At 72.9% G+C, this 24867-nt stretch carries 20 protein-coding genes; 12 read left to right on the top strand and 8 right to left on the bottom strand.

Going from position 1 to position 24867, the window contains the following annotated elements; translation table 11 throughout:
- Positions 1-2 precede the first annotated feature (2 nt).
- On the top strand, positions 3-1583 hold the full coding sequence (locus ABGB17_RS33405) for a metallophosphoesterase (protein WP_347637336.1): 1581 nt from the start codon (positions 3-5) through the stop codon (positions 1581-1583).
- A gap of 28 nt (positions 1584-1611) precedes the next feature.
- Here the strand turns inward: ABGB17_RS33405 and ABGB17_RS33400 are convergent, their stop codons facing one another.
- From ABGB17_RS33400 to ABGB17_RS33385, 4 genes are all read right to left on the bottom strand, one after another.
- Entirely contained in the window at positions 1612-4308 is a 2697-nt protein-coding gene (locus tag ABGB17_RS33400; protein ID WP_347637334.1) for a protein kinase, read from the bottom strand.
- Positions 4309-4485: 177 nt separating this feature from the next.
- Complete coding sequence (locus ABGB17_RS33395) at positions 4486-5868, bottom strand: DUF1116 domain-containing protein (RefSeq protein ID WP_347637332.1); 1383 nt, start codon at positions 5866-5868, stop codon at positions 4486-4488.
- A gap of 82 nt (positions 5869-5950) precedes the next feature.
- On the bottom strand, positions 5951-7336 hold the full coding sequence (locus tag ABGB17_RS33390; protein WP_347637330.1) for an FdrA family protein: 1386 nt from the start codon (positions 7334-7336) through the stop codon (positions 5951-5953).
- A 118-nt stretch (positions 7337-7454) separates the two neighbouring features.
- Positions 7455-8372 carry a DUF2877 domain-containing protein gene (locus ABGB17_RS33385; protein ID WP_347637328.1) on the bottom strand — a complete coding sequence of 306 codons (918 nt, stop codon included), beginning with the start codon at positions 8370-8372 and terminating at the stop codon, positions 7455-7457.
- 154 nt (positions 8373-8526) lie between these two features.
- On the opposite strand from ABGB17_RS33385, the gene ABGB17_RS33380 reads away from it, so the two are divergent.
- The 3 genes from ABGB17_RS33380 to ABGB17_RS33370 all read left to right on the top strand — a co-directional run bounded on the left by ABGB17_RS33380 (position 8527) and on the right by ABGB17_RS33370 (position 13105).
- Positions 8527-10092, top strand: coding sequence for a PucR family transcriptional regulator ligand-binding domain-containing protein (locus ABGB17_RS33380; RefSeq protein WP_347637326.1), 1566 nt, complete (start codon positions 8527-8529; stop codon positions 10090-10092).
- Between the two features lie 33 nt (positions 10093-10125).
- Positions 10126-12852 (top strand): protein kinase, encoded by a 2727-nt coding sequence (locus ABGB17_RS33375; protein WP_347637324.1) that lies wholly within the window; start codon positions 10126-10128, stop codon positions 12850-12852.
- Positions 12853-12964: 112 nt separating this feature from the next.
- Positions 12965-13105 carry a hypothetical protein gene (locus tag ABGB17_RS33370; protein ID WP_347637322.1) on the top strand — a complete coding sequence of 47 codons (141 nt, stop codon included), beginning with the start codon at positions 12965-12967 and terminating at the stop codon, positions 13103-13105.
- An 8-nt stretch (positions 13106-13113) separates the two neighbouring features.
- On the opposite strand, the gene ABGB17_RS33365 is transcribed toward ABGB17_RS33370, so the two are convergent.
- Both ABGB17_RS33365 and ABGB17_RS33360 read right to left on the bottom strand, forming a co-directional pair.
- Positions 13114-13521: a VOC family protein gene (locus tag ABGB17_RS33365; RefSeq protein ID WP_347637320.1), complete on the bottom strand. Its 408-nt coding sequence runs from the start codon at positions 13519-13521 to the stop codon at positions 13114-13116.
- Between the two features lie 67 nt (positions 13522-13588).
- Complete coding sequence (locus tag ABGB17_RS33360; protein WP_347637318.1) at positions 13589-13990, bottom strand: AraC family transcriptional regulator; 402 nt, start codon at positions 13988-13990, stop codon at positions 13589-13591.
- 378 nt (positions 13991-14368) lie between these two features.
- Here ABGB17_RS33360 and ABGB17_RS33355 point away from each other — a divergent pair, with 378 nt between their 5' ends.
- The 5 genes from ABGB17_RS33355 to ABGB17_RS33335 all read left to right on the top strand — a co-directional run bounded on the left by ABGB17_RS33355 (position 14369) and on the right by ABGB17_RS33335 (position 20100).
- Positions 14369-15742, top strand: a complete 1374-nt coding sequence (locus ABGB17_RS33355) for a solute carrier family 23 protein (protein ID WP_347637316.1) — start codon at positions 14369-14371, stop codon at positions 15740-15742.
- On the top strand, positions 15739-16641 hold the full coding sequence (locus ABGB17_RS33350) for an FAD binding domain-containing protein (protein WP_347637314.1): 903 nt from the start codon (positions 15739-15741) through the stop codon (positions 16639-16641). Before ABGB17_RS33355 ends, ABGB17_RS33350 begins: the two co-directional genes overlap by 4 nt.
- Positions 16634-17128, top strand: a complete 495-nt coding sequence (locus tag ABGB17_RS33345; RefSeq protein ID WP_347637312.1) for a (2Fe-2S)-binding protein — start codon at positions 16634-16636, stop codon at positions 17126-17128. The genes ABGB17_RS33350 and ABGB17_RS33345 overlap by 8 nt, the downstream gene beginning before the upstream one ends.
- Positions 17125-19512: an aerobic carbon-monoxide dehydrogenase large subunit gene (gene cutA, locus ABGB17_RS33340; RefSeq protein WP_347637310.1), complete on the top strand. Its 2388-nt coding sequence runs from the start codon at positions 17125-17127 to the stop codon at positions 19510-19512. The genes ABGB17_RS33345 and cutA overlap by 4 nt, the downstream gene beginning before the upstream one ends.
- 180 nt (positions 19513-19692) lie before the next feature.
- The gene (locus ABGB17_RS33335; protein WP_347637308.1) at positions 19693-20100 is read left to right on the top strand and encodes a peptidase inhibitor family I36 protein; all 408 of its coding nucleotides are present in this window, start codon (positions 19693-19695) and stop codon (positions 20098-20100) included.
- A gap of 38 nt (positions 20101-20138) precedes the next feature.
- Here the strand turns inward: ABGB17_RS33335 and cydB are convergent, their stop codons facing one another.
- Complete coding sequence (cydB, locus tag ABGB17_RS33330) at positions 20139-21122, bottom strand: cytochrome d ubiquinol oxidase subunit II (protein ID WP_347637306.1); 984 nt, start codon at positions 21120-21122, stop codon at positions 20139-20141.
- A gap of 10 nt (positions 21123-21132) precedes the next feature.
- Entirely contained in the window at positions 21133-22503 is a 1371-nt protein-coding gene (locus tag ABGB17_RS33325) for a cytochrome ubiquinol oxidase subunit I (RefSeq protein ID WP_347637304.1), read from the bottom strand.
- 331 nt (positions 22504-22834) lie between these two features.
- Here ABGB17_RS33325 and ABGB17_RS33320 point away from each other — a divergent pair, with 331 nt between their 5' ends.
- From ABGB17_RS33320 to ABGB17_RS33310, 3 genes are read left to right on the top strand one after another with little or no spacing between them, the layout of a single operon-like run.
- Positions 22835-23611, top strand: a complete 777-nt coding sequence (locus tag ABGB17_RS33320; RefSeq protein WP_347637302.1) for a Crp/Fnr family transcriptional regulator — start codon at positions 22835-22837, stop codon at positions 23609-23611.
- Positions 23612-23644: 33 nt separating this feature from the next.
- A complete protein-coding gene (locus ABGB17_RS33315; RefSeq protein ID WP_347637300.1) occupies positions 23645-24349 on the top strand; it encodes a hypothetical protein in 705 nt (234 codons plus the stop codon).
- A 19-nt stretch (positions 24350-24368) separates the two neighbouring features.
- Positions 24369-24821 (top strand): hypothetical protein, encoded by a 453-nt coding sequence (locus tag ABGB17_RS33310; RefSeq protein ID WP_347637298.1) that lies wholly within the window; start codon positions 24369-24371, stop codon positions 24819-24821.
- Positions 24822-24867 lie beyond the last annotated feature (46 nt).

Genomic DNA, 24867 nt, shown 5'->3' with positions numbered 1-24867 from the left:
CCATGGTCGACGTCGATCGGGCCGCCGAGCGCGGGAAGCAGCTCTCATCCCGGGTGTCGGAGGAAGGGGCCGGGTGGTCCTGCCAGCAGGTGGGCACGTTCCAAGGGTTGCGGCCGGACAAGGCCGGCTTCTCCTGGCTGCGGCCGTCGGTGCTGCTGCGGTCGCGCAACGAGATCCTCGCCCAGCTTCTCGGTGACCCGTCGGACGAGATGCGGCGGCGGTGGATCGCGGTACGTCAGGAGCGCGGCGTCGATCCCGATTTCCGGATGAAGCCTGATGTGGGGCCGGAGTTCAGCTTCCTGCTGGTCGGGGACACCGGCGAGGGCGACGCCTCCCAGTACGCCGTGGTGCCCGGCCTGCTCAAGATCGGCGAGGGCACGGCGTTCGCGATCGTGGCCAGCGACGTCATCTACCCCACCGGGGCGGGCGACGAGTACGAGGACAAGTTCTTCCGCCCCTACCAGGGCTATCCCGGGCCCATCTACGCCATCCCCGGCAACCACGACTGGTACGACGGGCTCGGCGGGTTCATGCGGGTGTTCTGCGACGAGCCCGCGATCGAGGCGGGGAAGCGCCTCCCCGGGCTGCGCGGCCTGCTGTGGAGGAAGCCCGAGCCCATCGACGAGGCGAAGCTCGCCAAGGCACGCGAACGGCGCGGCGCCCCCGGGCAGCGGGCCGTGCAGCCCGGCCCGTACTGGGTGATCGACCTGCCCGGGCTGCTGCTCGTGGGCATCGACAACGGCATCAGGGGCGGCATCGACCGCGACCAGGGCGCCTGGCTGCGCCGGGTGTCGGCCGACCCGCGCCCCAAGGTGCTGATCACCGGCAAGCCCATCTACGACCGCAACGCCTACCACCCCGGCCCCATCGAGGGCGGCGGCACCGTGGACGAGATCGTGCGCGACCCCGCCGCCAACTACGTCGCCGCCATCGGGGGCGACACCCACAACTACCAGCGTTACCCCGTCGCGGTCGGCGACCGCGTCATCCAGTACATCGTCTCCGGCGGCGGCGGCGCCTTCACGCACGCCACCCACACCATCCCCCGGGTGGACGCCGGCGGCGTCCACGAGGACGCCTTCAAGTGCTACCCGCTGCGCGGCGACTCCCTGTCCTTCTACAGCAAGCTGTACTCCCGCCGCCTCCGCATGCCGTGGCTGTACCTCACCCCCGACCAGAGTCTCGTGCTGATGTCCCGCCAGATCGGCAACGCGCCGCCCCGCCCGGTGAACACTCCCGGCGTCCCGGCCGCCGCGCCCGTCCCGGGTGCCCCCGTCGAGGCCCCGCCCGGCGCCCCGGTGGCCACCCCCGGCGTCCCGGAGGTCAGGATCACCACCCGCATGAAGTGGGCCGCCCGTGTTCTCGGCGGCTGGCCCATGCCGTTCCACCTCCCGGTGGGCCGCACGTTCCACCGCTGGTTCTCCGAGCTCTCCGACTGGGACGACCCGCCGTTCTTCAAGAGCTTCCTGCACGTCTCCGTGGAGGCGGGCGCGCTGAGGATCCGCTGCTTCGCCGCCACGGGCTGCCGTCCCCAGGAGGAGGAGCCCCCTTTGGAGGACCAGGTCGTCATCCCCCTGACCTGAGCCCGCGCCGGTCCTGGAGGGGGCGCCGTCAGGAGGCCGGCTTGAAGGTGTTCCAGAGGACGGCCATGGTCTGGCGGTTGTCGGCCTGGTCCCACTCGGCGTCGGGGGCGGTGAAGGTGATCTCGTAGGCGGTGCCGGCGTCGACGGTGATGTGCCGGGTGACGGCGTGGGTGGTGACGTTGGTGAGGGCGGTGTAGGTGTACTCCCACACGCTGGAGTCGTAGTCGCCGAAGGGGGAGGACTCCAGGCGGGCCTGGGCGTAGTCGGTGAGGGTGGCCTCGTCCTTGGCCTTGGTGAGGGCCGCCAGGCCGTCGTCGCCGGTGGAGGCGACGCGCTTGATCTGGATGCGGCGGCCGGAGCTCTTCGGGCCGACGTAGGTGACGGCGGCGTCGGAGACGGACGCCGTCCAGTCCTCGGGGACGGCGACCGAGACGCCGGCCGCGGTGCGGGCGCGGAAGCCGGAGGGCACCTCGGAGGAGCCGCCGCCCTCCTCGGGCGCGGGCGCGGACGGCGCGCCGGAGCCGGCGTTCACCGACGGCTGCCCGCTGGTCACCGGGGGAGGGGCGGGCGCGGCGTCGTCGCGCGGCGCCGGGTCGGACGGCCACAACACGAACAGCAGGGCGGCCACGACGCCCACGATGCCGGTGCCGGCGAGGACGAGCAGCACGGGGGAGCGGCCCTCACGGGGGTCCTCGTCCCGCACGTCGTCCACCCGCACCCGGCGCCCGCCGTCGTCGCGCGGGTCACGGGCGCGGCGCTCGGGCTCGCCGAACGGGTTCTCGATGTCCCTGGCCAGCCGGTCCGCGAGGTTCGGCCCCCGCCCGCGCGCCCCCGGGGTCCCCGCCACCAGCACGTCACCGGTCGCGCGGCCCGCGTCGGCCACGTCCCGGTCGGCCGTGTCGCGCAGCGCGGCGTAGGGGTCGGGCCGGGTGCCCCGCCCGTTCGGCGGGTCGTCCGTGTGCGGCCCGGAGGGACTCCGGAGCGCGTCGTAGGCCTGCGGCCCGGAGGGGCTCCGGAGCGCGTCGTAGGCCTGCGGCCCGGAGGGGCTCCGGAGCGCGTCGTAGGCCTGCGGCCCGGAGGGGCTCCGGAGCGCGTCGTAGGCCTGCGGCCCGGAGGGGCTGCGCAGCGCGTCGTACGGGTCCGGCTGCGGCCCGGACGGGCCTCGTAGCGCGTCGTAGGGGGCGGGCCGGGCACCCCGGCCGTTCAGCGGGTCGTCCGTGTGCGGGCCGCCGAGCGCGTCGTACCCCTGGCCCCCGGACGGCCCGCGGAGCGGGTCGTACCCCTGAGGGCCGGACGGCCCGCGGAGCGCGTCGTAGGCCTGCGGCCCCGAGGGACCTCGCGGCACGTCATAGGACTGCGACCCCGAGGGACTGCCCAGCGCGTCGTAGGACCGCGGCCCCGAGGAGCTGCGCAGCGCGTCGTACGGGTTCGGCTGCGCTCCCGACGGGCCGCGCAGCGGGTCGTACCCCTGCGGCCCTGAGGAACCGCGCAGGGCGTCGTAGGACTGGGGCCCTGACGAAGCCGAGGGCGCGCCGTGGGGGGCGCTCTCGTAGGGCCCGGTGGCCCCGCGCAGCGCGTCGTAGGAGGGAGGGCGGCCCGGGTCGCCGGCCAGGGCGTCGTAGGCCGGCGCAGGGAAGGGCGCGCCTGGCTCGCCGTCACGGCGGCGGGCGTGGCCGGCGTCGCGCGCGGGGCCGGGCACCTGCTCGGCGGGCACGCGGACGGGGCCGGACGGCGTCTCGATGATGCGGGAGGGCAGGGGACCGGAGGGCGGATCGAGCGGAGGGAGCATACCTACCGGGGTGGAGTCGTCGCGGGTGGGCAGCGGGGTGGACGTCGCGCCGTCCAGCCCCCGCACGGGCAGGCCGGAGCCGTGGGTGCGCAGCACCCGCTCCAGCAGCTCGGCCGCCTGCGCGGCCGGCATCCGGTCGGCGGGATTCTTGCGCAGCAGCCCTTCGACCACCGGCAGCAGCGCTCCGGCGCGCTGGGGCCGGTTGGGCTCCTGCGTGAGCACCGCGCCGAGCACCGCGACCGCGTCGGGCCCCTCGTACGGCGGGCGCCCCTCCACGGCGGCGTACAGCGTGGCGCCGAACGACCACAGGTCGGCCGCGTGGGTGATCGGGCGGCCCTGGAGCCGCTCGGGCGGGATGTAGGCGGGCGACCCCATCAGCAGGCCGGTCTGCGTGATGGTGACGTCGCCCTCGATGGCGGCGATGCCGAAGTCGGTGAGCACGACGCGGTCGGCGGTGAGCAGCACGTTGCCGGGCTTGACGTCCCGGTGCAGGATGCCCGCCGCGTGCGCGTGCCGCAGGGCGTCCAGCACCCGCACGCCGATCTCGGCGGCCTGCACGACGGGCAGCGGCCCGCTCTGCCGCACCGCCTGCTCCAGGGACCAGGCGCGGACCAGTTCCATGACGATCCAGGGCCGCCCGTCCTCCTCGACCACGTCGTGGACGGTGACGATGCCCGGGTGGCTGAGCCGCGCGGCGGACCGGGCCTCGCGCAGCATGCGGCGGTGGGCGACCTGCGTGCCCGCGTGGTCGAGCCCGAGGGGAAGGATCAGCTCCTTGACGGCGACGTCGCGGTCGAGCAGCACGTCGTGGGCGTGCCAGACCATGCCCATGCCGCCACGGCCGACCGGCGAGAGCAGGCGGTACCGCCTGCCGACCAGTCGGCCTTGACCATCGGGTGCCACCCCCGCGCCGATCGGGGTCCTACCCTCTGCCATCGAGGGCTTCCTCCCGAGCAGGCGATCGGCGGTACACCCGCGCTCCCCAGTTCACGCTTGTCCGCGTCATATCCCTATTTATGGATCATCGAACGATCAAGTGCGTCATCATCTCGACAGTGCGCCAAGGCACTGATATTAGGGTCAAAGAGGGGTCAATGGGAATTCGGTCTTCCTTTACTCTTCCGCCAGTGCGGCCAGAGCGGCGGCGAACGCCTCGGCCGGCGGGCTGACCAGACCCGCTCCCACCTGCCCCGTTCCCGCCACGCGCCCCGCGATCCCGGTGTTCACGACCGGCAGCACACCGGTTCTGGCCACAAGGGTCACGTCGATACCCGTCGGCGTGCCGCGGAACCCGAGCCCGGGGATCTGGTACGCCGGGTGCTCGGCCAGCGTGATCTCGTACATGGACCGCGTGGCGGTGATCGCGTCGGACACGTCGCCGCCGACGAAACGCACGATCGCCGGGGCCGCCGCCATGGCGAACCCGCCGAGCCCGCACGTCTCGGTGATGGTCGAGTCGCCGATGTCGGGGTTGGCGTCCTGCGGGCCGTACGCGCCGAGGTACAGGCCGTCCGGCACCCCGGCGGGGCCGGTGAACCACCGGTCGCCGAGCCCGGAGACCTGGATGCCGAAGTCGGTGCCGTTGCGCGCCATGGCGACCACCATCGACGACCCGGGCACACCCCGCGCGGCGTCCGCGGAGACCTTGCCCGCCGCCATGCCGGCGTTGAGGAAGAAGTGGTCGTTGCCGTTGACGAACCGCAGCACCTCGGCGGCGTACCGGGGGGAGGCGTCCACGATCGCCGGGGCGATCTCGCGCACCATGAGCGACGTGGCGGCCCGGTTCCGGTTGTGCAGCTCGTCGCCCATCTGGAGGGCCTGGGCGATCAGGGAGCGCAGGTCGATCGGGCCGCTCAGCGCCAGGGCGGCGGCCAGCACCGGGCCGAGCACCTCGCCCATCCAGCGCAGCCGCTCCACGACCTCAGGCCCGTAGGCGCCGTACCGCAGCACCTTGCCGAGGCCCTCGTTCAGCGAGCAGTACGCCGTGCCGCCGTGCTCCTCGTCGGTCACCTCGAACATCCACATGGAGGGGCTCACCACGCCCGCCATCGGGCCGACGGTGCGGTGGTGGTGGCAGGAGTCGAGCTTCACGCCGCCCGACACCAGCAGCCGCTCGGCCTCCTCGGCGTCGGCGGCGAGGCCCTCGAACAGCGCGGCGCCGATCAGCGCGCCGCGCATCGGCCCGGACGCCCGCTCCCAGTCGATCGGCGGCCCGGCGTGCAGGAACGTGCGCGGCGGCAGGCCGAGCACCTCGCCGGCCGGCCGCACGCCCGCGAGGCGGGGCCGCGCGGACGTCATGCGGCCCACGGCGGTCGCGTTGGCGGCCTCGCGCCGCGGGTCGGCCGTCACCTTGGCCAGTGCCGGCGCGGTGCCGGGCAGCGGCGGCCGCCAGTCCACGGGCAGGTGCGGCACGGCCTGCTGCGCGAGCGCCTCGGCGAGCACGGCCGTGCCCGCGGTGATCACCCGGGTCTCGCCCTCCAGCATGGACAGTCTCACGGCGCCCTCCCGATCAGGCTCGCGGCGCGCCCGGCGGGCGCCGTGGTGAAGACGGACGTCAGGTGCGCGCCGGACACCGGCGTCACGGCGCGCTCGCGATCAGGCTCGCGGCGTGCCGGGCGGCCGCGGCGTTGGAGACGAACACCGACGCGCCCGCCTGGTGGAGGGCCTCGGCCTGGTGGCGCAGGCCCTGCGGGTCGGCGTCCGTGCCGACCAGGGCGGCCACCACGGACGCGCCCCGCTCGCCGGCCGCGCGGACGGCGGGGGCCAGGCGCGCCGCCGGGTCGGGGTCGGCGGCGTGGCCGAGCACCACGTCGAGCAGGATCACGCCGGACGTCCGCGACAGGGCCTCCAGCCGCATCGCCGGGTCGATCATCGGGTGCGGGCGGCCGCGGGTGTACTCGTCGTCGCCGAAGTCGGTGAACTCGCCGGTGCCCGCGATCAGCTTCGCCTCCGCGCACAGCGTGCCGCCGGAGTACAGCCCGCACAGCCCCGCCGTCCGGGGCCGCTGGGGGAGCGTCCAGGACGGCCACCGCGGCACCGGACGCCCGAGGGCGTGCAGGGCCTTCTCCACGGCGGTGGTCAGGTCGTCCTGCCCGGGGCCGAGCAGGGCGCCGACCACCGGGGTGCTCAGCTCCTCGACGGCGCGGCGCACCAGTTCGGCCACCTCGGGCGCGGGCGGCTTGGAGATCAGCACGATCAGCTCGGTGGACGGGTCGGCGTCCAGCGCCCGCAGCGCCACGAGGGTGGAGCGCCCGCCGACGGCCGCCGACAGGTCGCGCCCGCCGACGCCGAGCACGTGGCTCACCCCGGCGCCCGCGTGGTCCAGCAGGCACGTCACCTGCTGGGCGCCGGTGCCCGAGGCGGCGACCACGCCGACCGGGCCGGGGCTCAGCACGTTGGCGAAGCCGAGCCCGGCGCCGCTCACCACGGCCGTGCCGCAGTCGGGGCCCATCACCAGCACGCCGCGCTCGGCGGCGCGCTCCTTCAGCGCGATCTCCTGCTCCAGCGGCATGTTGTCGCTGAAGATCATGACAGAGAGCCCGGCCTCGACGGCGTCCATGGCCTCGGTGAACGCGTGGTCGCCCGGCGTGGACACCAGCGCGAGGGTGGCGTCGAAGACCTTGGCCGCGGCGCGGGTGGTGCGCGGGGCGTGCGCGGCCGCCGCGCCGCCGCCGTCGCGTGCGGCCCTGCCGAGCCCGGCGAACTGCCGTTCCAGCTCCTCACCGGCCGCGGCGAGCTCCTCGGCGGACTCGGCGCGGATCGCGACCAGCAGGTCCGCGGGGCCCGCGGCGGGCACCTCGAACCCGACCTCGCGCGCCAGGCCGACGTTCAGCTCGGTCGCCATGGCGACGATCGCCACGCTGACCCCCGGGCGCGAGCCGAGGGCCTGGCTGACCCGCATCAGGCTCACCGAGTCGTGGTAGACGCCGGCCCGCACCTCGACCTGATCGGTGTTCGTGGTCAACCGTCGCTCACCGCCTCTCTCATGGGTTGATGGCGGTGCCTCCGCCCTGCTCGCGGCCGTCCGTCCTCGCTCCGGCGTCCGCCCACTTCTCCTTCGACGCTTTCACACGGCGCGTCGTTCATAAGGCGCGGGACGGCTGGGCCGTCCGGACGGCGGTCATGCCGCCGAGAGCCAGCACAGCGGACATCCCGGTCCGCATGCCCCAGGCGAGGTCCGCGCCCGAGGTGTGGCCGATCTGGAGAAGGCGGCGCAGCGCGGGCTCGAGCGGCCGGCGCCCCGCGACGCCGCGCAGCACCGCGAGCGCGTCCACGCAGGCCTCGCCGCGGGCCGCGCAGTGCAGCAGCGTCGCGGAGATCGGGGTGGTGCGGGTGCCGGCGTCGAACGCCACGGTGGCCGCCAGCCAGTCGGCCAGCCACACCGCGCGGCGCACGCCCGCGGAACCGCCGAGGTGGCGCAGCGCGACCAGCAGCCCGGCGAGCATGTCGTCGCCGCTCGGCGTCAGCCCCGGGCCGAGGCCCATGAGCTGCTCGGCGGCGGTGATCGCGGTGGCCAGCGACCCCCGGTGGCAGCCCTCGGCCAGCATCGCACCGGCGCCGCCGGACGGCAGGCCGGGCCGCCGCCCGGACGCCTCACAGATCTCGGTGAAACGCGGCAGGGCCCGGGCCAGCCGGTCGGCGCCGACCGGGCCGAGCGGAGGCGCGGGGTCCCACCAGCGGCGCACGCGCACGGTGACCCGGCCGATCTCGACGCAGCCGTCGCCCACCGCGGCCTCGTCGCCCGCCGAGGCCGGGGGCAGCGGGTCGCCGAGCACCATGGCGTTCGGCAGGCGGGTCGCCTCGCCGGTCACCACGGCCACCACCGACGGCTCGTCCTCGGTGCGGATCTCCAGGTACATGCCGAGCGGGAACACCGCCAGCACCCGCGCGGGCCGCCGTGGCGACTCCAGCGCCGGGCGTAGCGCCGTGCTCGCCGCGCCGAACGCCTGGACGTTCGCCGGCGTCCTGTGGCGAACCCTCGTACCTGTCCCCAGTGTCACCCGGCCTCCCCACAAGTCTTTGCGACCGTAAAACGGCGCCGGGAGCCGCCGTACGGAGAAAGATGCCAACAGTTCTTCGATGAGTTGGCTCTTGTTGACAGAGATGTCATTCCGTCAGAATCACCGAAACGGCTTTTCACCCGGGAGCATGACCATGACTGCTGACCCATCACCCCCGGCGATGCGCTTGGCCTCCACGGGCACCATCATTCACGGCGTGTCCGTGGGGGAGGTGCTCGGCGTCTCCACTCTGGCCGGAGCCCGCCTGATCGGCGGGAGGAACGGCCTCGACCGCATCGTGCAGCGGCTCAACGTCATGGAGGTACCGGACATCCTCGCGTGGGTGAAGCCCCACGAGCTGCTGCTGACCACCGGCTACCCCCTGCGCAACACCCCGCAGTCGCTCGGCAGACTGGTGGCCGACCTCGACGAGCGGGGCCTCGCGGCGCTCGGCATCAAGCTCGGCCGGTACGTGGACGAGCTGCCCGCCGAGATGGTCGAGCAGGCCGACCGGCTCGGTTTCCCCTTGATCCTGCTGCCGAACGACGTCGGTTTCGACGACATCCTCAACCAGGTGCTCACCGACATCCTGAACCGCCAGGCCGCCCTGCTGGCCCGCACCGAGGAGGCCCACCGCGCGCTCGTCCAGATCGTGCTCGCGGGCGGCGGCCTGCGCGAGGTCGTCGCCGAGGTGGCCGGCCTGCTGGACGTCGGGATCGCCGTGGTCGACCCCGCCGGCCAGCTCCTGGAAGCCGTGGGCGACACCCTGGCGCTGCGCAACGCCCCCGCGATGTCCGGCGGCGACTACACCGTGGTCCCCGTGGTGGCCGGCGGCCACCACCACGGCCGCATCGTCGCCCACAGCCCCGCCGGCGCCATGCGGGAGGGCGACATCGGCATATTGGAACGTGCCGCCACCGTCGCCGCCCTGGTGGTGACCCGCCAGGAGGCCGTCACCGCCGTGGAGAGCAAGTACCGCGCCGACTTCCTGCGCGACGTCCTCACCGGCCGCGGCGGCCCGAGGATCGCCGCCAGGGCCCGCGCGTTCGGCTGGGACCTGGAACGTCCCGTAGGCGTGCTGGTCGCCGAGATCGACCCCGAGTTCGACATCCCCCCCGACCGCCTGCTGAGCGCCTGGACCGCCGCCCTGCGCCGCCACGACCCGAGAGGCGCCGTGGCCGGCTTCTCCCACGAGGTCGTCGCCATCGTCGGCTCGGAGGCCGACATGACCCGCCTGGCCAAAGACGCGGTCGCCGCCTTCGCCGACTCCCGCCCCGCCACCTTCTCGACCGGCATGAGCCGCGTCGCCCCCGGCGCCGAGTCCCTCCCCGACGCCTACGGCCAGGCCCTGAAAGCCGCCAGAGTGGGCCGCCAGCTCCACGGCCCCGGCGCCGTGGCCCACTTCGACCAGTTGGGCGTCTACCGCCTGCTCTCCCTGGTCAACGACACAGAAGAACTCCACGCCTTCGTGAAAGAAACCCTCGGCCCCCTGGTCCAGGACGACGACGCCGAGAACGCCGACCTCCGCCGCACCCTGCACGTACTGCTGGAGACCAACCTCAACGTCGCCGAGACCGCCCGCCGCCTCCACTTCCACTACAACACCCTGCGCTACCGGATCGGCAAACTGGAACGCCTCCTCGGCAACTTCACCGAGGACGCCCACCTCCGCCTGAACCTGACCCTGGCCCTCCACGTCCTGCGCATGCGCGGCATCTAGCACGGCCGGCGTCGCGCCGGAGGTGGAGGCGAAATGAACGGTGAGTTATTGGCCGGGCGGTACCGGCTGATCGAGTTGCTCGGCGAAGGAGGCATGGGCCGGGTCTGGCGGGCCAGGGACGAGACGCTGAACCGGCAGGTCGCCGTCAAACAGCTCGTGTTCCCCCGCGGCATGGACCCCACGCAGCGTCAGGACCTCGGCCGGCGGGCGATCCGCGAGGCCCGCGCGGCGGCCAAGCTCAACCACCCCGGCATCGTCACCGTGTACGACGTCCTCACCTGGGATCAGGCGCCGGTCATCGTGATGGAGTTCGTCGACGGCCCCTCCCTGGCCCAGGTCGTCGCCAGGGAGGGGCGGCTGCCTCCCGCCCGCGTGGCGCGGATCGGCGTCATGCTGCTGGAGGCCCTGACCCAGGCGCACGAGGCAGGGATCGTGCACCGCGACCTCAAACCCGCCAACGTGCTCCTGGCCGGCGAACGGGTGGTGATCACCGACTTCGGGATCGCCCACCTGGCCGGGGAGGCCACCCTGACCGCCAGCGGCGCGGTGATCGGCACCCCGGCGTTCATGGCCCCCGAACAGGCCCGCGCCCTGCCGGTCACCTCCGCCTGGGACCTGTGGTCACTCGGCGCCACCATGTACGCCGCGACCGAAGGCCGCCCGCCCTACACCGGGATCACCTACGCGATCCTGGCGTCCCTGCTGAGCCCCGCCCCGGCACCGGAACCGGAGCACGCCGGCCCGCTGGCCCCGGTCCTGTCCGGGCTGATGCGAAAGGACCCCGCCCAGCGGATGACCGTCCCCGAGGCCACCAAGGCACTCACCGCGATCGTCGCGGGCAGGCCGGTCCGGCAGCCGGCACGCCGATGGGACACCTCCGCCGGCCGACTCCTTGTCGGCCACGAGTCCAGCCACGACCACAGCCACACCAGCCGCGTCAACGCCGTGGCAGTCGGCCGGCTGAACGGGAGAGCCATCGCGGTCAGCGCCGGCGGGGATCGAACGGTACGGACATGGGACCTGGTCACGCATCGGCAACTGGGAGACGCGCTGATCAGCGACGGTACCGTTCACGCGGTCGCGGTAGGTGAGCTGGAGGGGAGGACTGTCGCCGTCACCGGCGGCATACCCGGGCTGCAGGTGTGGGACCTCATGAGCGGGCGGCTGGACGCACTCCTCACCGATCGCGTCGTGCACGCGCTGGCCGTCACCCGGCTGAACGGCAGGGCCGTCGCCGTCATCAGCGCAGGTGACGACCTGTCGGTGCGGGACCTGGCCACGGGGGAGCAACTGGGCCTACCCATGTCCCACACCGAAAATGCCCACGCGATCGCTGTGAGCCGACTGGACGGCAGGGCCGTCGCCGTAAGTTGCAGTTACGACGGCACGGCACAGGTGTGGGATCTTGCCACGGGTCGGCAACTGAGCACTTTCACGGTGGGCGCCCCCTACAGCCTCAGGACGGTGGCGACGGCTCGGATGAACGGGAGCACGATCGGCATCGCCGGCAGCTTCGATGGGCTGTGGCTGTGGGACCTGGCGACGGGCCGGCACCTCGGCAGGCACAGGGGCGCTGAAGTCAACGTGCTGGCGGTGTGCGAACTGGACGGCCGGCCCGTCGCCCTCGTCGCCGGTCGCGGCAGTGAGGTGCGGGTGGTCGATGTGGCCACAGGACGGCAACTGGGCGAACCCATGACTGGACACACTGATCGTGTCAACACGGTGGCGGTAGGTGAGATCGACGGGAGGGCCGTCGCCGTCACAGGAGGTGACGACCGTAACATCCTGCTGTGGGAGGTCTCATCCAAAGCCCTGCTCGGCCGGCCACTGAGGGGCCGCACCTCCGGTCACACCGCTGACGTGCGGGCGGTGGCGATTGGTCGGCTCAACGGTGAGACCATCGCTGTCACCGGGGGGGCCGACCAGACGGTGAGGGTATGGGATCTTGCCGCGGGCCGGCAACTGGGCGGGCCGATGGTCGGGCACACCTCTGGTGTCCGTGCGGTGGCGGTGGCCCAGGCGCACGGTGAGACCGTCGCCGTGTCGGCAGGCGGCGATCTGACGATACGGGTGTGGGACCTTGTCACGGGCCGGCAACTGGGCGAGCCCATGACCACTCCCGAGAACATCGGCGCGATGGCGGTGGGCGCGATGGACGGCAGGGCCGTCGTCGTCGCCGGCGGCGACCGCTGGTTGTGGGTGTGGGAGTTGGCTCCCGGCTTGCAGTTCGGTGAGCCCGTGACCATGCGCGTCGGCAACGTCTACGCGGTGGCGGTGAGTGAACTGGACGGGAGACTTGTCGCCGTAATCAGCGACAGCCGTGGTCTGCGGATATGGGACCTGGCCATGGGCAGGAAGGTCCGGACGTTGATCGGAGCCTGGAGAAATTCCTTCAGTCTCGGGGGCCATACGGTGGTGGTGGGGAAGATGAGCGAAAGGACCGTCGCCGTCATCGGCCTCTCTACCGGCCTGGAGATACGCGACTTGGCCACGGGCCGGCAACGGGGCAGGGTGCCGACCGTGAAAGGTGCGCTTGCGGTTGGGGAGTTGAACGGCAGGACCATCGCTGTCACGAGCGGCCGTTATCGCGACGAGCTTGTGCTGCTGGACTTGGCCGCGGGCCGGCAGCTGAGCAGGCTGCCGGCCCGGCACAACGGCAAGGTGAACGCGGTGGCGGTGGGCCGGATGCACGGCAGGGCCGTCGCCGTCACCGGCGGCGACGACGGGTCCGTGTGGCTGTGGGACCTGGGCGCGGAATGAGCCCGGTTCCCGGCCGGTGACGCGTGCGCACGACCGTGGACATACGGCGGCGCGGGCCCGATGCTGATTGTGGTTCGTCCCCCTGTAGTCATCAGCCGACCAGGAGAGTCGTATGAACGTCAGCACCGGGCCGCGCCGCGCGGCCGCCGCGGCCGTCGTCCTCGTCGCCGCCCTGTCTCTCGGCGCCGTCCCCGCTCACGCGGACGGCCCGCAGCCGAACGGGGACTCGACCGTCGTCCGGACGCCGCAGTAGGTCCCGGGCTAGGGCTTCGGCTGGGTGAAGCGGATGTGGTTGCCGAAGGGGTCGCGCAGGCCGCAGTCGATGCCGTAGGGGCGGTCGGTGGGTTCCTCGGTGAACTCGACGCCGAGGGCGAGCAGGGTCTCGTACGTCTTGCGGGCGTCGTCGGTGCTGAAGATCACGGCGCCCATCGCGCCCTTGGTCACCAGGTCGCGGACCTGGTCGGCCGTATCCGCGGACATCCGCGGGCCGCCCGGCCTCTCCAGCAGGATCTGGCGCTCGGGCTGCCCGGGGACGTTGACGGTCAGCCAGCGCATGAATCCGAGATCGACGTCGGTGTTGACCTCCAGGCCGAGCTTGCCGACGTAGAAGTCGAGGGCTTTGTCCTGGTCGAGGACGTATATCTGTGAGTGCGTGATGGCGTTGAACATGCCTGTCACGCTACTGGTGGCGTCGGCCGGAAACTTATCCAAAACTGACCGATTGGTGCGAAAGCGGTCAGGCGTTCGGGCGCAGCCACGCCATCGTGAAGCACGTGGGCACGGGCATCGTCGTGGCCTCCCTGCGGTACGCCCTCGGTGAGCGGCCGACGATGTCGCGGAACGTGCGGCTGAAGGTCCCCGGGCTGCCGAAACCGACCTCGAAGCAGATGTCCGTCACGCTGCGGTCGGTCTCGCGCAGCAGGAACATCGCCCGCTCGACCCGGCGCCGCTGCAGGTAGCGGTGCGGCGTCTCGCCGAACGTGGCCCGGAAGGTCCGGGTGAAGTGCGCCTCCGACACATGGGCGATCCGTGCCAGCGCCGGGACGTCCAGCGGCTGCGCGTAAGCGCGGTCCATCGCGTCCCGCGCCCGCAGCATGCGGCGGTTGGTCTCCTCGACGGCACGGCTCACGGGCTCCATCACACCACGCCCCGGCCGGCGACCGGGACGATCTCGGTGGAACTGACCGGCGTCACCTTCCCCGTGTGACGGGTGGGATCAGGCCCTGGCGGAAGGGCCGCGACGGGGGCATCGTGGTGATCGTGGCGTTCACTCGGCGGTGGGGCGGCTGGTGCGCAAGAGGACTGCTGGTCTGATGGTCATGTTTGGCAATTTCTTACCATGTGGGCGGGGGGTCATCGGTCTAATCTGCGCGGAACGGACGAGGATGTCCCCGCCTGTCCGCACACCGGCGTCAGGGCAACCCCGTCGAACCGACGAAGAATCAGCACGACGCCGTGGAGGTCCGCCTGCGGGGTGGCCATCGACCGAGCGGCCCGGGTAGTGAAGGGGCACTCAATGGCCTTCGGATGGAAAGTGCACGGTGACGGGCGCACGCTCGCGCCCGGGGAGGTGGTCAAGCCCGACGAGCGGCTGAGCTGGCCGCGCATGGTGGGCTTCGGCGCGCAGCACGTCATCGCCATGTTCGGCGCGACGTTCGTGTTCCCGCTGGTGATGGGGCTGAACGCCAACGTCGCGATCATGATGTCGGGTGTCGCCACCATCCTGTTCCTGCTCATCGTTCAGGGGAAGATCCCGAGCTACCTCGGTACCTCGGCGTCGTTCGTGGGCGCGGTCGTCGCGATCCGCGCGGCGGGCGGGGACGACGGCACGGTCACGGGCGCGATCCTGGTGGCGGGCCTGGTGCTCGCGTTGTGCGGCGTCGCGATCCACTACCTGGGCGTGCGGGTCATCAACGGCGTGTTCCCGCCCGTGGTGACCGGCGCGGTCGTCATGCTCATCGGCTTCGGCCTGGCGTACGTGGTCGCCGACATCTACTGGCCGCAGGACCAGTGGATCGCGCTGATCACGATGGCGGTCACCGGCCTCGTCATCGTCGGGTTCAAGGGTTTCGTCGGCCGCATCGGCGTGCTGCTCGGCCTGGTCATCGGCTTCGTGCTCTCCTGGCTGGCCGACGTGGTCTTCGGGAACATCACCGCCTTCAACGCCGGCACCGGCAAGATCGACACCCACCCCCGGGTCAGCTTCCAGGGGGTGGCCGACGCCCCGTGGATCGGCCTGCCGGACTTCCACGCCCCCAACTTCGCGGTCTCGGCCGTCGTGCTGGTCCTGCCCGCCGTGATCGCCCTGATCGCGGAGAACATCGGGCACGTCAAGGCGGTCGGCGAGATGACCGGGCAGGACGTCGACCCGTACATGGGCCGCGCGGTCCTCGCCGACGGCGTCGGCACGGCCGTGGCGAGTGCCGTCGGCGGCTCGCCCACCACCACCTACGCCGAGAACATCGGCGTCATGGCCGCGACGAGGGTCTACTCCACCGGCGCCTACTACATCGCCGCGGTGATCGCGATCCTGTTCGGCCTGTGCCCGAAGTTCGGCGCGCTGGTGGCGGCGACGCCGGGTGGCGTGCTCGGTGGCATCACCGTCATCCTGTACGGCATGATCGGCCTTCTGGGCGCCAAGATCTGGATCGAGAACCGGGTGGACTTCGCCGACCCGGTGAACATGGTGCCCACCGGAGCGGGCATCATCCTCGCGATCGGCCCGGTGTCCCACCAGATCACCAAGGACTTCTCCCTGGCGGGCATCGCGCTCGGCACCGTGGTGGTGCTGGGCGGGTACCACCTGCTGCGCGTCGTCGCGCGGCGACCGGCTCCGCCGGGAAGTCCGCGGCCCGCGAGGGCCGTGGAAGGGAGCGACAACACCACGTGAAGCCTCCGCCGTTCGACTATCACGCGCCCCGCGACCTCGGTGAGGCCCTCGCGGTCCTCGCCGAGGTCGGGGCGCACGGCAAGGTGCTGGCCGGCGGCCAGAGCCTGATCCCTCTCATGAACATGCGGCTGGCGGCCCCGGAGCACCTGGTGGACATCAACCGGGTCGCCGCCCTCGACACCGTCGACGCGGGCCGGGACGGCGTGCGGGTCGGGGCGCTGGCCCGGCACGCCGCCGTCGAGCGGTCCGAGGCCGCCGTGCGCGTGCAGCCGCTGCTGCGTACGGCGCTGCGGCTGGTGGCCCACCCGGTGATCCGCAACCGGGGCACCGTCGTCGGCAGCCTGGTGCACGCCGACCCCTCCGCCGAGCTGCCCGCCGTGCTCACCCTGCTCGGCGGCACCGTAAGGCTGGCCAGGCACGGCGGCGCGCAGCGGGACGTCGCCGCCGGCCGTTTCTTCACCGGCCCCCTCGAGTCGGCGCTGCAGCCGGGCGAGCTGGCCGTCTCCGCGTTCTTCCCCGCGCTGCCGCCCCGCACCGGCACCGCGTTCCACGAGGTGGCCCGCAGGCACGGCGACTACGCCGTGGCCGGCGCCGCCGCCCTGGTGACCCTGGACGACGACCTGCGGATCGCCGGAGCCAGGGCCGTGTTCGTCAGCGCGGGCCCGGTGCCGGTGCTGCTCGACCTGACCGAGGTGTGCGAGCGCCGCCCCGCCGCGTCGGTGGACTGGCCCGCCGTGGAGCGGGCTGTGCGGGAACGGCTGGATCCCGACGCCGACATCCACGCGACGGCCGAGTACCGTCGGCATTTGAGCGGGGTTCTCGCCGCCCGCGCGCTGCGTACCGCGGCCGCCGTCGCGGCGGGCGACCCGGGGCGCTCAGGGGAGGAACGTGATGGCTGAGGCCCGGCACGCGATCTCGCTGACCGTCAACGGGGTGGTCCACGAGGTGCGGGTCCCCGCCCGGCGCCTGCTGTCGGACTGCCTGCGCCACGACCTCGGCCTCACCGGCACCCACGTGGGCTGCGAGCACGGTGTGTGCGGCTGCTGCACCGTGCTGCTGGACGGCGAGCCCGCCCGTTCGTGCCTCACGTTCGCGGTCACCGCGGACGGCCACGAGATCACCACCGTGGAGGGCCTGGCCGGGCCGGACGGCACGCCGTCACCGGTGCAGCGGGCGTTCGGTGAGTGCCACGCCCTGCAGTGCGGGTTCTGCACGCCCGGTTTCCTGTGCACGGTCACCGCGTTGCTGCGCGACACCCCCGCGCCGACCGACGACGAGGTGCTGGAGGGCATCTCGGGCAACCTCTGCCGGTGCACCGGCTACCAGAACATCGTCAAGGCGGTCCACCGGGCGGCCGAGCTGACGGCCGAGGAGGGCGCCCCGTGACGACCAGGCTGTTCGGCGAGCGGGTCCAGCGCAGGGAGGACGGCCGGCTGGTCACCGGCCAGGGCCGCTACCTCGACGACCTCGGCAGGGACGCCCTCGCCGCCGCGTTCGTGCGCTCGCCGCACGCCCACGCCCGCATCCGCGACATCGACGTGTCCGCCGCCCTGGACGTGGACGGCCTCGTGGCGATCTACACCTGGGAGGACCTGCCGGAACGGGTGCGCGACCCGTTGCCGCTGCTGATCCCGCACCCCGCACTCACCCACGGCCGTACCGCGTACTGCCTGGCCAAGGACATCGTGCGGCACGTCGGCGAGCCGGTCGTCATGGTGGTCGCCACCGACCGCTACCTCGCCGAGGACGCCGCCGCCCTGATCGAGGTCGACTACGAGTTCCTCAAGCCGGTCGTCGGCATCGAGGAGGCCGTGCAGGGCGTGCACCTGGTGCACGAGGACGTCCCGGGCAACGTCGGCGCCCACCTGGTGCAGGAGGTGCCCGCGGGCGACGGCCGGGGCGCCCGCGAGGCGATCGACGCGGCGCCGCACACGCTCTCGTTCCGGCTGGACATCGAGCGCAGCGCGTCCATGCCGCTGGAGGGGCGCGGCGTGTACGCCCGCTGGGACCCCGACGACCGGTCGCTGCGGGTCTACTCCTCCACGCAGACCTCCACCAGCGTGCGCATGGCGATCGCCGCCAAGCTCGGCCTGCCCCTGCCGTCCGTCGAGGTGATCGCCCCGGACGTCGGCGGCGGTTTCGGCGTGAAGATCGTGCACCCCTGGCCGGAGGAGGTGCTGGTCCCCTGGGCGGCCATGCTGCTCGGCCGCGAGGTCAAGTGGGCCGAGGACCGGCGCGAGCACTTCATCTCCTCGGCACACGAGCGCGCCCAGGTGCAGCACGTGCGGGTGGGCTTCGACGACGAGGGCCGCCTGCACGGCCTGGACGTGACCATCCAGCACGACCACGGCGCCTACACGCCGTACGGCATCATCGTGCCGATCATCAGCGCCACCCAGCTCCTCGGGCCGTACCGCGTCGGGGCGTACCGGGTGGAGTTCTCCTCGATCTACACCAACACCGTGCAGGTCACGCCGTACCGGGGCGCGGGCCGTCCGCAGGGCGTGTTCTGCATGGAGCGCACGATGGACCGCATCGCCGACCGTCTCGGCCTGGACCGTACGGCGGTGCGCGCCGTCAACTTCATCCAGCCCGATCAGTTCCCCTACGACCAGGGCCTGATGTTCCAGGACGGCCGCCCGCTGATCTACGACAGCGGCGACTACCCCGAGTCGCTGCGCATGCTGAAGGACCTGATCGGCTGGGACGACTTCCCCGCCGTGAAGGAACGCGCCGCCGCCGAGGGCCGCAGGCTCGGCATCGGCATCGGCTGCTACGTCGAGGGCACCGGCGTCGGCCCGTACGAGGGCGGCCACGTGCAGGTCACCTCGGACGGCCGGGTGCACGTCTCCACCGGCCTCACCTCCCAGGGGCAGGGCCACGAGACGGTGTTCGCGCAGATCGCCGCGACCGAGCTCGGCGTGCCGATCGACCGCGTGTCCGTGGTCACCGGCGACACCCGCCGCTTCGGCTACGCCGTCGGCACGTTCGCCTCCAGGGCGGCCGTGATGAGCGGCAACGCCATCGCGCTGGCCTGCCGCAAGGTGCGCGACAAGGCGCTGCGCATCGCCGCCGACGCGCTGGAGGCCGACCCGCGGGACCTGGAGATCGTGGACGGCGACGTGCGGGTGGTCGGCAACCCCGGCGCGTCCGTCCCGCTGGCCACGGTGGCCGTGCTGTCCAACCCGCTGCGGTACGCCTTCGACGAGGAGGCCAAGCGGGCCACGCAGTTCGCCGGGGCGTCCTCGATGGACCGGCCGCCGGTCGCGGAGGGCGAGGAGCCGGGCCTGGAGGGCCGTGACTACTACTCGCCGGTGCGCTCGACGTTCGCCTCCGGCATGCACGCGGCCATCGTGGAGACCGACCCCGACACGGCCGAGATCCGCGTCCTGCGGTACGCCGTGGTGCACGACTGCGGCAAGCTGATCAACCCGATGATCGTGGAGGGCCAGATCCACGGCGGGGTGGCGCAGGGCGTCGGCGGGGCGCTGTACGAGCGCATGGTGTACGACGGCCACGGCCAGCTCCTCAACGCCTCCTTCATGGACTTCCTGATGCCGTACGCCACCGAGGTGCCGCGCATCGAGACCGCCCACCTGGAGACGCCCTCGCCGCTCAACCCGCTCGGCATCAAGGGCGCGGGAGAGGCCGGGGTGATCCCGGTGTCCGCGGTCATCGCCTCGGCGATCGAGGACGCCGAGGGCATCACGATCAGCCGCATGCCGATCTCGCCCTCCGACCTGTACGACCTGCGCCGCGCCGCCGGGTGAGGCTGTCTATGGCCTGACGGCCATGATCCGCGTACCCCGCGGCCCCCCGAGTCGCACCGTGACGGGTAGGTCGCACAGAGTAGTCAAGTTGCTACATTCCGTGATTGTCGTGGCGTCGGAGCACCCGCCCCGGCCGGGGGAGGGGCCGCCGGCGCCCTCATCACGAGGAGGACTCGAGTAGTGAGATCACGGACACGCACGGCACGCGCCGCCCTGGCGGCGATCGGGCTCATCGCGGTGGCGCTGGCCACCCCCGCGCCGGCCGCCGCCATGGGCGGCGGCCGGACGGAGGGCGACGCGGCGGCGCTGCAGCGGGCCCGCGAGCAGTGCGGCGGGGGCGAGATCTGCTTCTGGTACCACCGCGACTACATCGGGACGCCGTGGCGATGGATGCCCTCCAACGGGTACCGCGACATGCCGTCCAACCTGCACGACCACGTCTACTCGTTCTACGCCAACGCCGAGGGCTGCTTCATCGACTGGAACCCGGCCGAGCGGCGCAGGGTGAACGCCGGTGACTACGCCAAGGCGTACGACACCAACTTCGGCCGCAGGATCGACGCCGTGGGGCGGACCGACATGTGCTGACCCGTGCCCGGCGCCCCCGGCGAGGGGAGGCGCGGGGCTCACGCGGTGACGCGGCGGCGGAAGACCCAGTAGGTCCACGCCTGGTAGCCCAGCACGAACGGCAGCGCGACCAGCCCGATCCAGGTCAGCACGCCGAGCGTGTACGGGCCTGACGCCGCCTCCGCGAGGGTCAGGCCGGGCAGCGGCGCGCGGTGCAGCGTCGTGAACACCGTCCCGGCGACCAGCGTGATCGCCGCCGCGGTGGCGGCGAAAGCCCAGCCTTCGCGGCGGCGCCACGCCAGCGCCACCGCGGTGGCCAGCGCCGCGACGGCCCCGGCCGCCGCGGCCCACACCAGCGGGTGCGCCGTCCACCCGGCGCCGCCCGCGGCGCCGGCCGTTCCCGCGCTGCCCGCCCCCACACCCGCCCCCGCCGTGCCCGCCGCCAGGTCCGCGAGGGCCGGGAGGGACACGGCGGCGAGGGGCAGGGCGGCGACGGCGGCGGCCGGCGTGAGACGGCGGGCCCTGGCACGCAGGGGGCCCGCCGTCTTCAGCGCAAGGAACACCGAGCCGTGCAGCACCGCCACGGCAAGCGACAACGCCCCGCCGAGCACGGCGGCCCGCGCCGAGCCGAACAGCAGGTGGCCGAACACCGCGCCCCACGTCGCCGCGGCCACGGCGCTGCCGGCCGCGATGCCCGCGTCGCACAGTCTTCTCTCGGCGGGCCGCACCTTGCCGCGCCACTCCAGGGCCACACCCCGCACGATCAGGGCGGCGAGCACCAGCACCAGCGGCAGGTAGTAGCCGCTCAGCAGGCCCGCGTACCAGGCGGGGAAGGCGGCGAACGTGGCGCCCACCGCGGTGATCAGCCACACCTCGTTGCCGTCCCAGACCGGGCCGATGGTGGAGATCGCCTGGCCGCGCTCGGCGTCGGTGCGGCCGATCACGGGCAGCAGCGCGCCGACGCCGAAGTCGAAGCCTTCGAGCACGAAGTAGCCGGTCCACAGGAACGCGATGACCAGGAACCAGAAGGTCGTGAGCTCCACGGGGGTCTCCCTAGTACATCAGGGTCGGGGTGAGGGGGGCGGTCTCCGGGCGCGGGCCGGGCGCCGGGGCGGCCGGCTCGGGGCCCGCCTTGACGTGCCGGGCGAGCAGGCGCACCTCGGCGGCGGCCAGCACGCCGTACAGCACGGTGAAGACCGTCAGCGAGACGGCCACCTCGCGCAGGGAGACGCCGGGGGAGACGGCGGCGGCCGTCAGCAGCTCTCCCTGGACGACCCACGGCTGGCGCCCGATCTCGCTGAGCAGCCACCCGGCGATCACGGCGAGCACGGGCAGCGGCAGCGCGGCGAGACCCGCCCGGGCGAGCAGGCGGGGCACCGGGCGGCGGCGCCGCAGCGCCCACAGGCCGGCCAGGGACAGGGCGACCGTGGTCAGGCCGAAGACGATCATCACCCGGAACGACCAGTACACGACCGGCATGTTCGGGATGTAGTCGCCGGGGCCGAACCGTTCGGCGAACGAGCGTTGCAGGTCCTCCACGCCGCGCACGACGGCGTCGGGGTCGTGCGCGGCGAGCGCGCTGAGGGCCTTCGGTACGTCGACACCCGGGACGGGGGAGAACGAGGCGCCCCGCGTGTCGTGGCGCAGGCCCTCCGCGGCCGCCAGCTTCATCGGCTGCTGTTCGTACAGCAGACGTCCGGACATGTCGCCGGTGCCCGCGACCAGCGCCCCCGCCAGGGCGGTCATCACGAGGGCGCCGCGCAGGGCGGACCGCCACATCGGGTCCGCGCCGCCGGACCGGCGCTCACGCAGCACGCGGTAGCCGCAGACCGCGATCACGAAGCCGCCCGCGACGACGAACGCGGCGGCCACGACGTGCGGCACCTGCGCGAGGGCGGTGGAGTTGGTGAGCACGGCCCACAGGTCCGTCATGCGCGCCCTGCCGTCCACCACCTCGTAGCCGACGGGGTGCTTCATCCACGCGTTGGCCGCCAGGATGAAGTACGCCGACAGGTTCGAGCCGATCACGGCCGCCCAGATGCAGGCGAGATGCACACGCTTGGGGAGCCGGTCCCAGCCGAAGATCCACAGGCCGAGGAAGGTGGACTCCAGGAAGAACGCCAGCAGCGCCTCCAGGGCCAGCGGGGCACCGAACACGTCGCCGACGAACTTCGAGTACTCGCTCCAGTTCATGCCGAACTGGAACTCCTGCACGATGCCGGTGACCACGCCCATGGCGAAGTTGATCAGGAAGAGCTTGCCGAAGAACTTCGTCAGGCGGAGGTATTGCTCCTTGCCGGTGCGGTGCCAGGCCGTTTGCAGGCCGGCCACGAAGGCGCCGAGACCGATCGTCAAGGGGACGAAGAGGAAGTGGTACACGGTGGTGATCCCGAACTGCCACCGTGCCAGGTCAAGTGCGTCCATTTCTCCCTCACGGGTGCGCACGAAGCTCTACGGGCCGTAGTGCTACTTCCAGTAGTACTACAGCTTGTAGAGCAATTGCTCGCAGAGTGGCTGCGATCTTCGTCACACACGCAATGCCTGGTCGCGGCGTCAAGTGGATGTCAATCAGTCGTCAACCCGGTGCCCGCCGACCGCAAGCACCCCGCAAGCACCCCACCGCATATTTGAAACGTGAACCGATCAGCACCGCACGGCCGGCGCGATGGCTGAGGCCCCGCCGCTGGGCGCACCGCCCTCGCGGACGGCCGTCCCCGGTCCCCGCACGGCCACCAACGCGCTGGGAGGAGCAACCATGTCCGGCCCTGAATCCGGGCGGCGCGGCGTCATCCGCAAGGTGGGCGACTGGCCGCGCGGCAGCCTGCTCGGCGGTCTCGGCGAGGAGACACGGGAGGAGTTCCTGCGGCTCGGCCGCCCCCGGCAGTTCTCCACCGGGGAGACGCTGATGATGGAGGGCGACCGCACCCGGCACGCCTACCTGCTCGTGGACGGCTGCGTGAAGCTCACCGCCAACACCGAGAGCGGCAAGATCACCCTGCTCGGCATCCGCGTCGGCGGGGACGTCGTCGGCGAGTTCGCCGCCCTGGACGGCGAGCCGCGCCTCGCCACCGTGGTCGCCGCCGGGCCCTGTCTGGCCCGGCACATCCCGCACGAGGCGTTCGTCGCGTTCCTGCAGCGCCGGCCCGAGGCGGGGCTCGCGGTCAACCGGGCCGTCGTCGACAAGGTGCGCTGGTCCACCCGGCGGCGGGTCGAGTTCGGGTCGTTCTCCACGCTCACCCGGCTGGCGCGTGTGCTGGTCGAGCTCGCCCGGTCGTACGGGGAACAGGTGCCGGAAGGCGTCATGATCGGCGTCGCGCTCACCCAGCCGGAGCTCGCCGCCCTGGTCGGCGCGGCCGACATCACCGTGCACAAGGCCCTCACCACCCTGCGCCGCGCGGGTGTCCTCGGCACCGGCTACCGCCGCATCGTGCTGCACGACCTGCGCAGACTCCAGAGTTTCGCCGGTCAGGGACAGAACCCGTCCGAGTACGAGGTCCCCGGACGGCCCGGCCGCGACTCTGTGAACATCTAGCGACGTCGCCCCGGCGTGAAGGAGAGCGAACCGGTGAACGACCTGAGCGGAGAAGTCCGGCGGCTGTGCGTCGCCCTCGACGTCGAGGACCCCGGTGGACCGTCCCCCCTCGCCCGCGACCGTGCGCACCGGCGGCTCGTGGACCTCGTCACCGAGGCGGGCGCGCGGGCGGGTCTCGACCGGCTGTACCTCGCCGACCGGGGGGCCTCCTCCACGTCCTCCACTGACGATGACGGCGAGAGCGGGGCCTTCTTCCTGCTGCCGTCCGGGGTGAACGAGGCGCGGGTCGTCGCCGGGCTCACCGGGGAACTGCGGTTCGCGCTGCGGCGGCGCAACCACGGGCCCGGCCCCGACTCGCCCCGGCGGCTGCGAGTGCGGGCCGCCTTCCACCAGGGGCCCACCCGGGTGGCCGACACCGGCTTCGTCGGCCGCGCCGTGGACACCGTGCACCGCCTGCGCGACAGCCCCGAGGTCCGCGCCGAACTGCGCCGCCACCCGCACGCCGACCTGGCCGTCGTCCTGTCCGCGCAGCTCTTCGAGGACGTCATCGGCTGCGAGCACCGCGACCTGCGCAAAGCCCTGTTCCGCCGCGTCCTCGTGCCGTTCGCCGGCGGCGTCGGCGAAGCCTGGCTCAGCCTGCCCGGCGTGGACGACCCCGCCCACGCCCGCCCCTACCACGGCGTGACCGCCGCCCACGCCGGCGTCTACACCCCTCCCGCCGCCGCCGGCGGCCACTGACGCCGCGAAAGGACCCGAGATGGTACGCATCGGGACCCTCAAGGGCCCAGAAGTCCCCGCCCCCCGCTGGACCCCGTCCAGCGCGCTGCCCCAGGGCACACCCCCCGCCCCCCGTCCCCCGTCCGGCGCCGTCGGGGAGGCGGCCGCCGTCCGGGAGACATCCCCCGCCCTGCGCCCCCACGCCACCGTGAGCTGGCACGTCGTCGGCCGCATCGACAGCCTGCGCCGCGAACTGGCCCTGACCCCCCTGACCCCCGCGCTACGCGCCGAAACCATGATCGACCTGATGGCCGTCCGAACCCGTGTATGCGCCCCGGGCGGCTTCGCGGAACCCGAGATCCACACCCTCCTGACCCACCTGGCCGCCCTGCTGACCCACCACCCGTCCCTGTCCACCAAGGTGACCGGCCTGGCAACCGAACTACTCGGAGCACCGTGCCACCCGTTCCTGAATGCCGACCCGGTGGGATAGGAACCGCCCTGGTGGGGATAAAGCCGGGGCATACCCACCACCTCAC

The organism is Sphaerisporangium sp. B11E5, assembly GCF_039871875.1.
Classification (GTDB): Bacteria; Actinomycetota; Actinomycetes; order Streptosporangiales; family Streptosporangiaceae; genus Sphaerisporangium.
The sequence above is the reverse complement of the archived record's forward strand: the minus strand, read 5'-3'. Positions and strand labels throughout refer to the sequence as shown.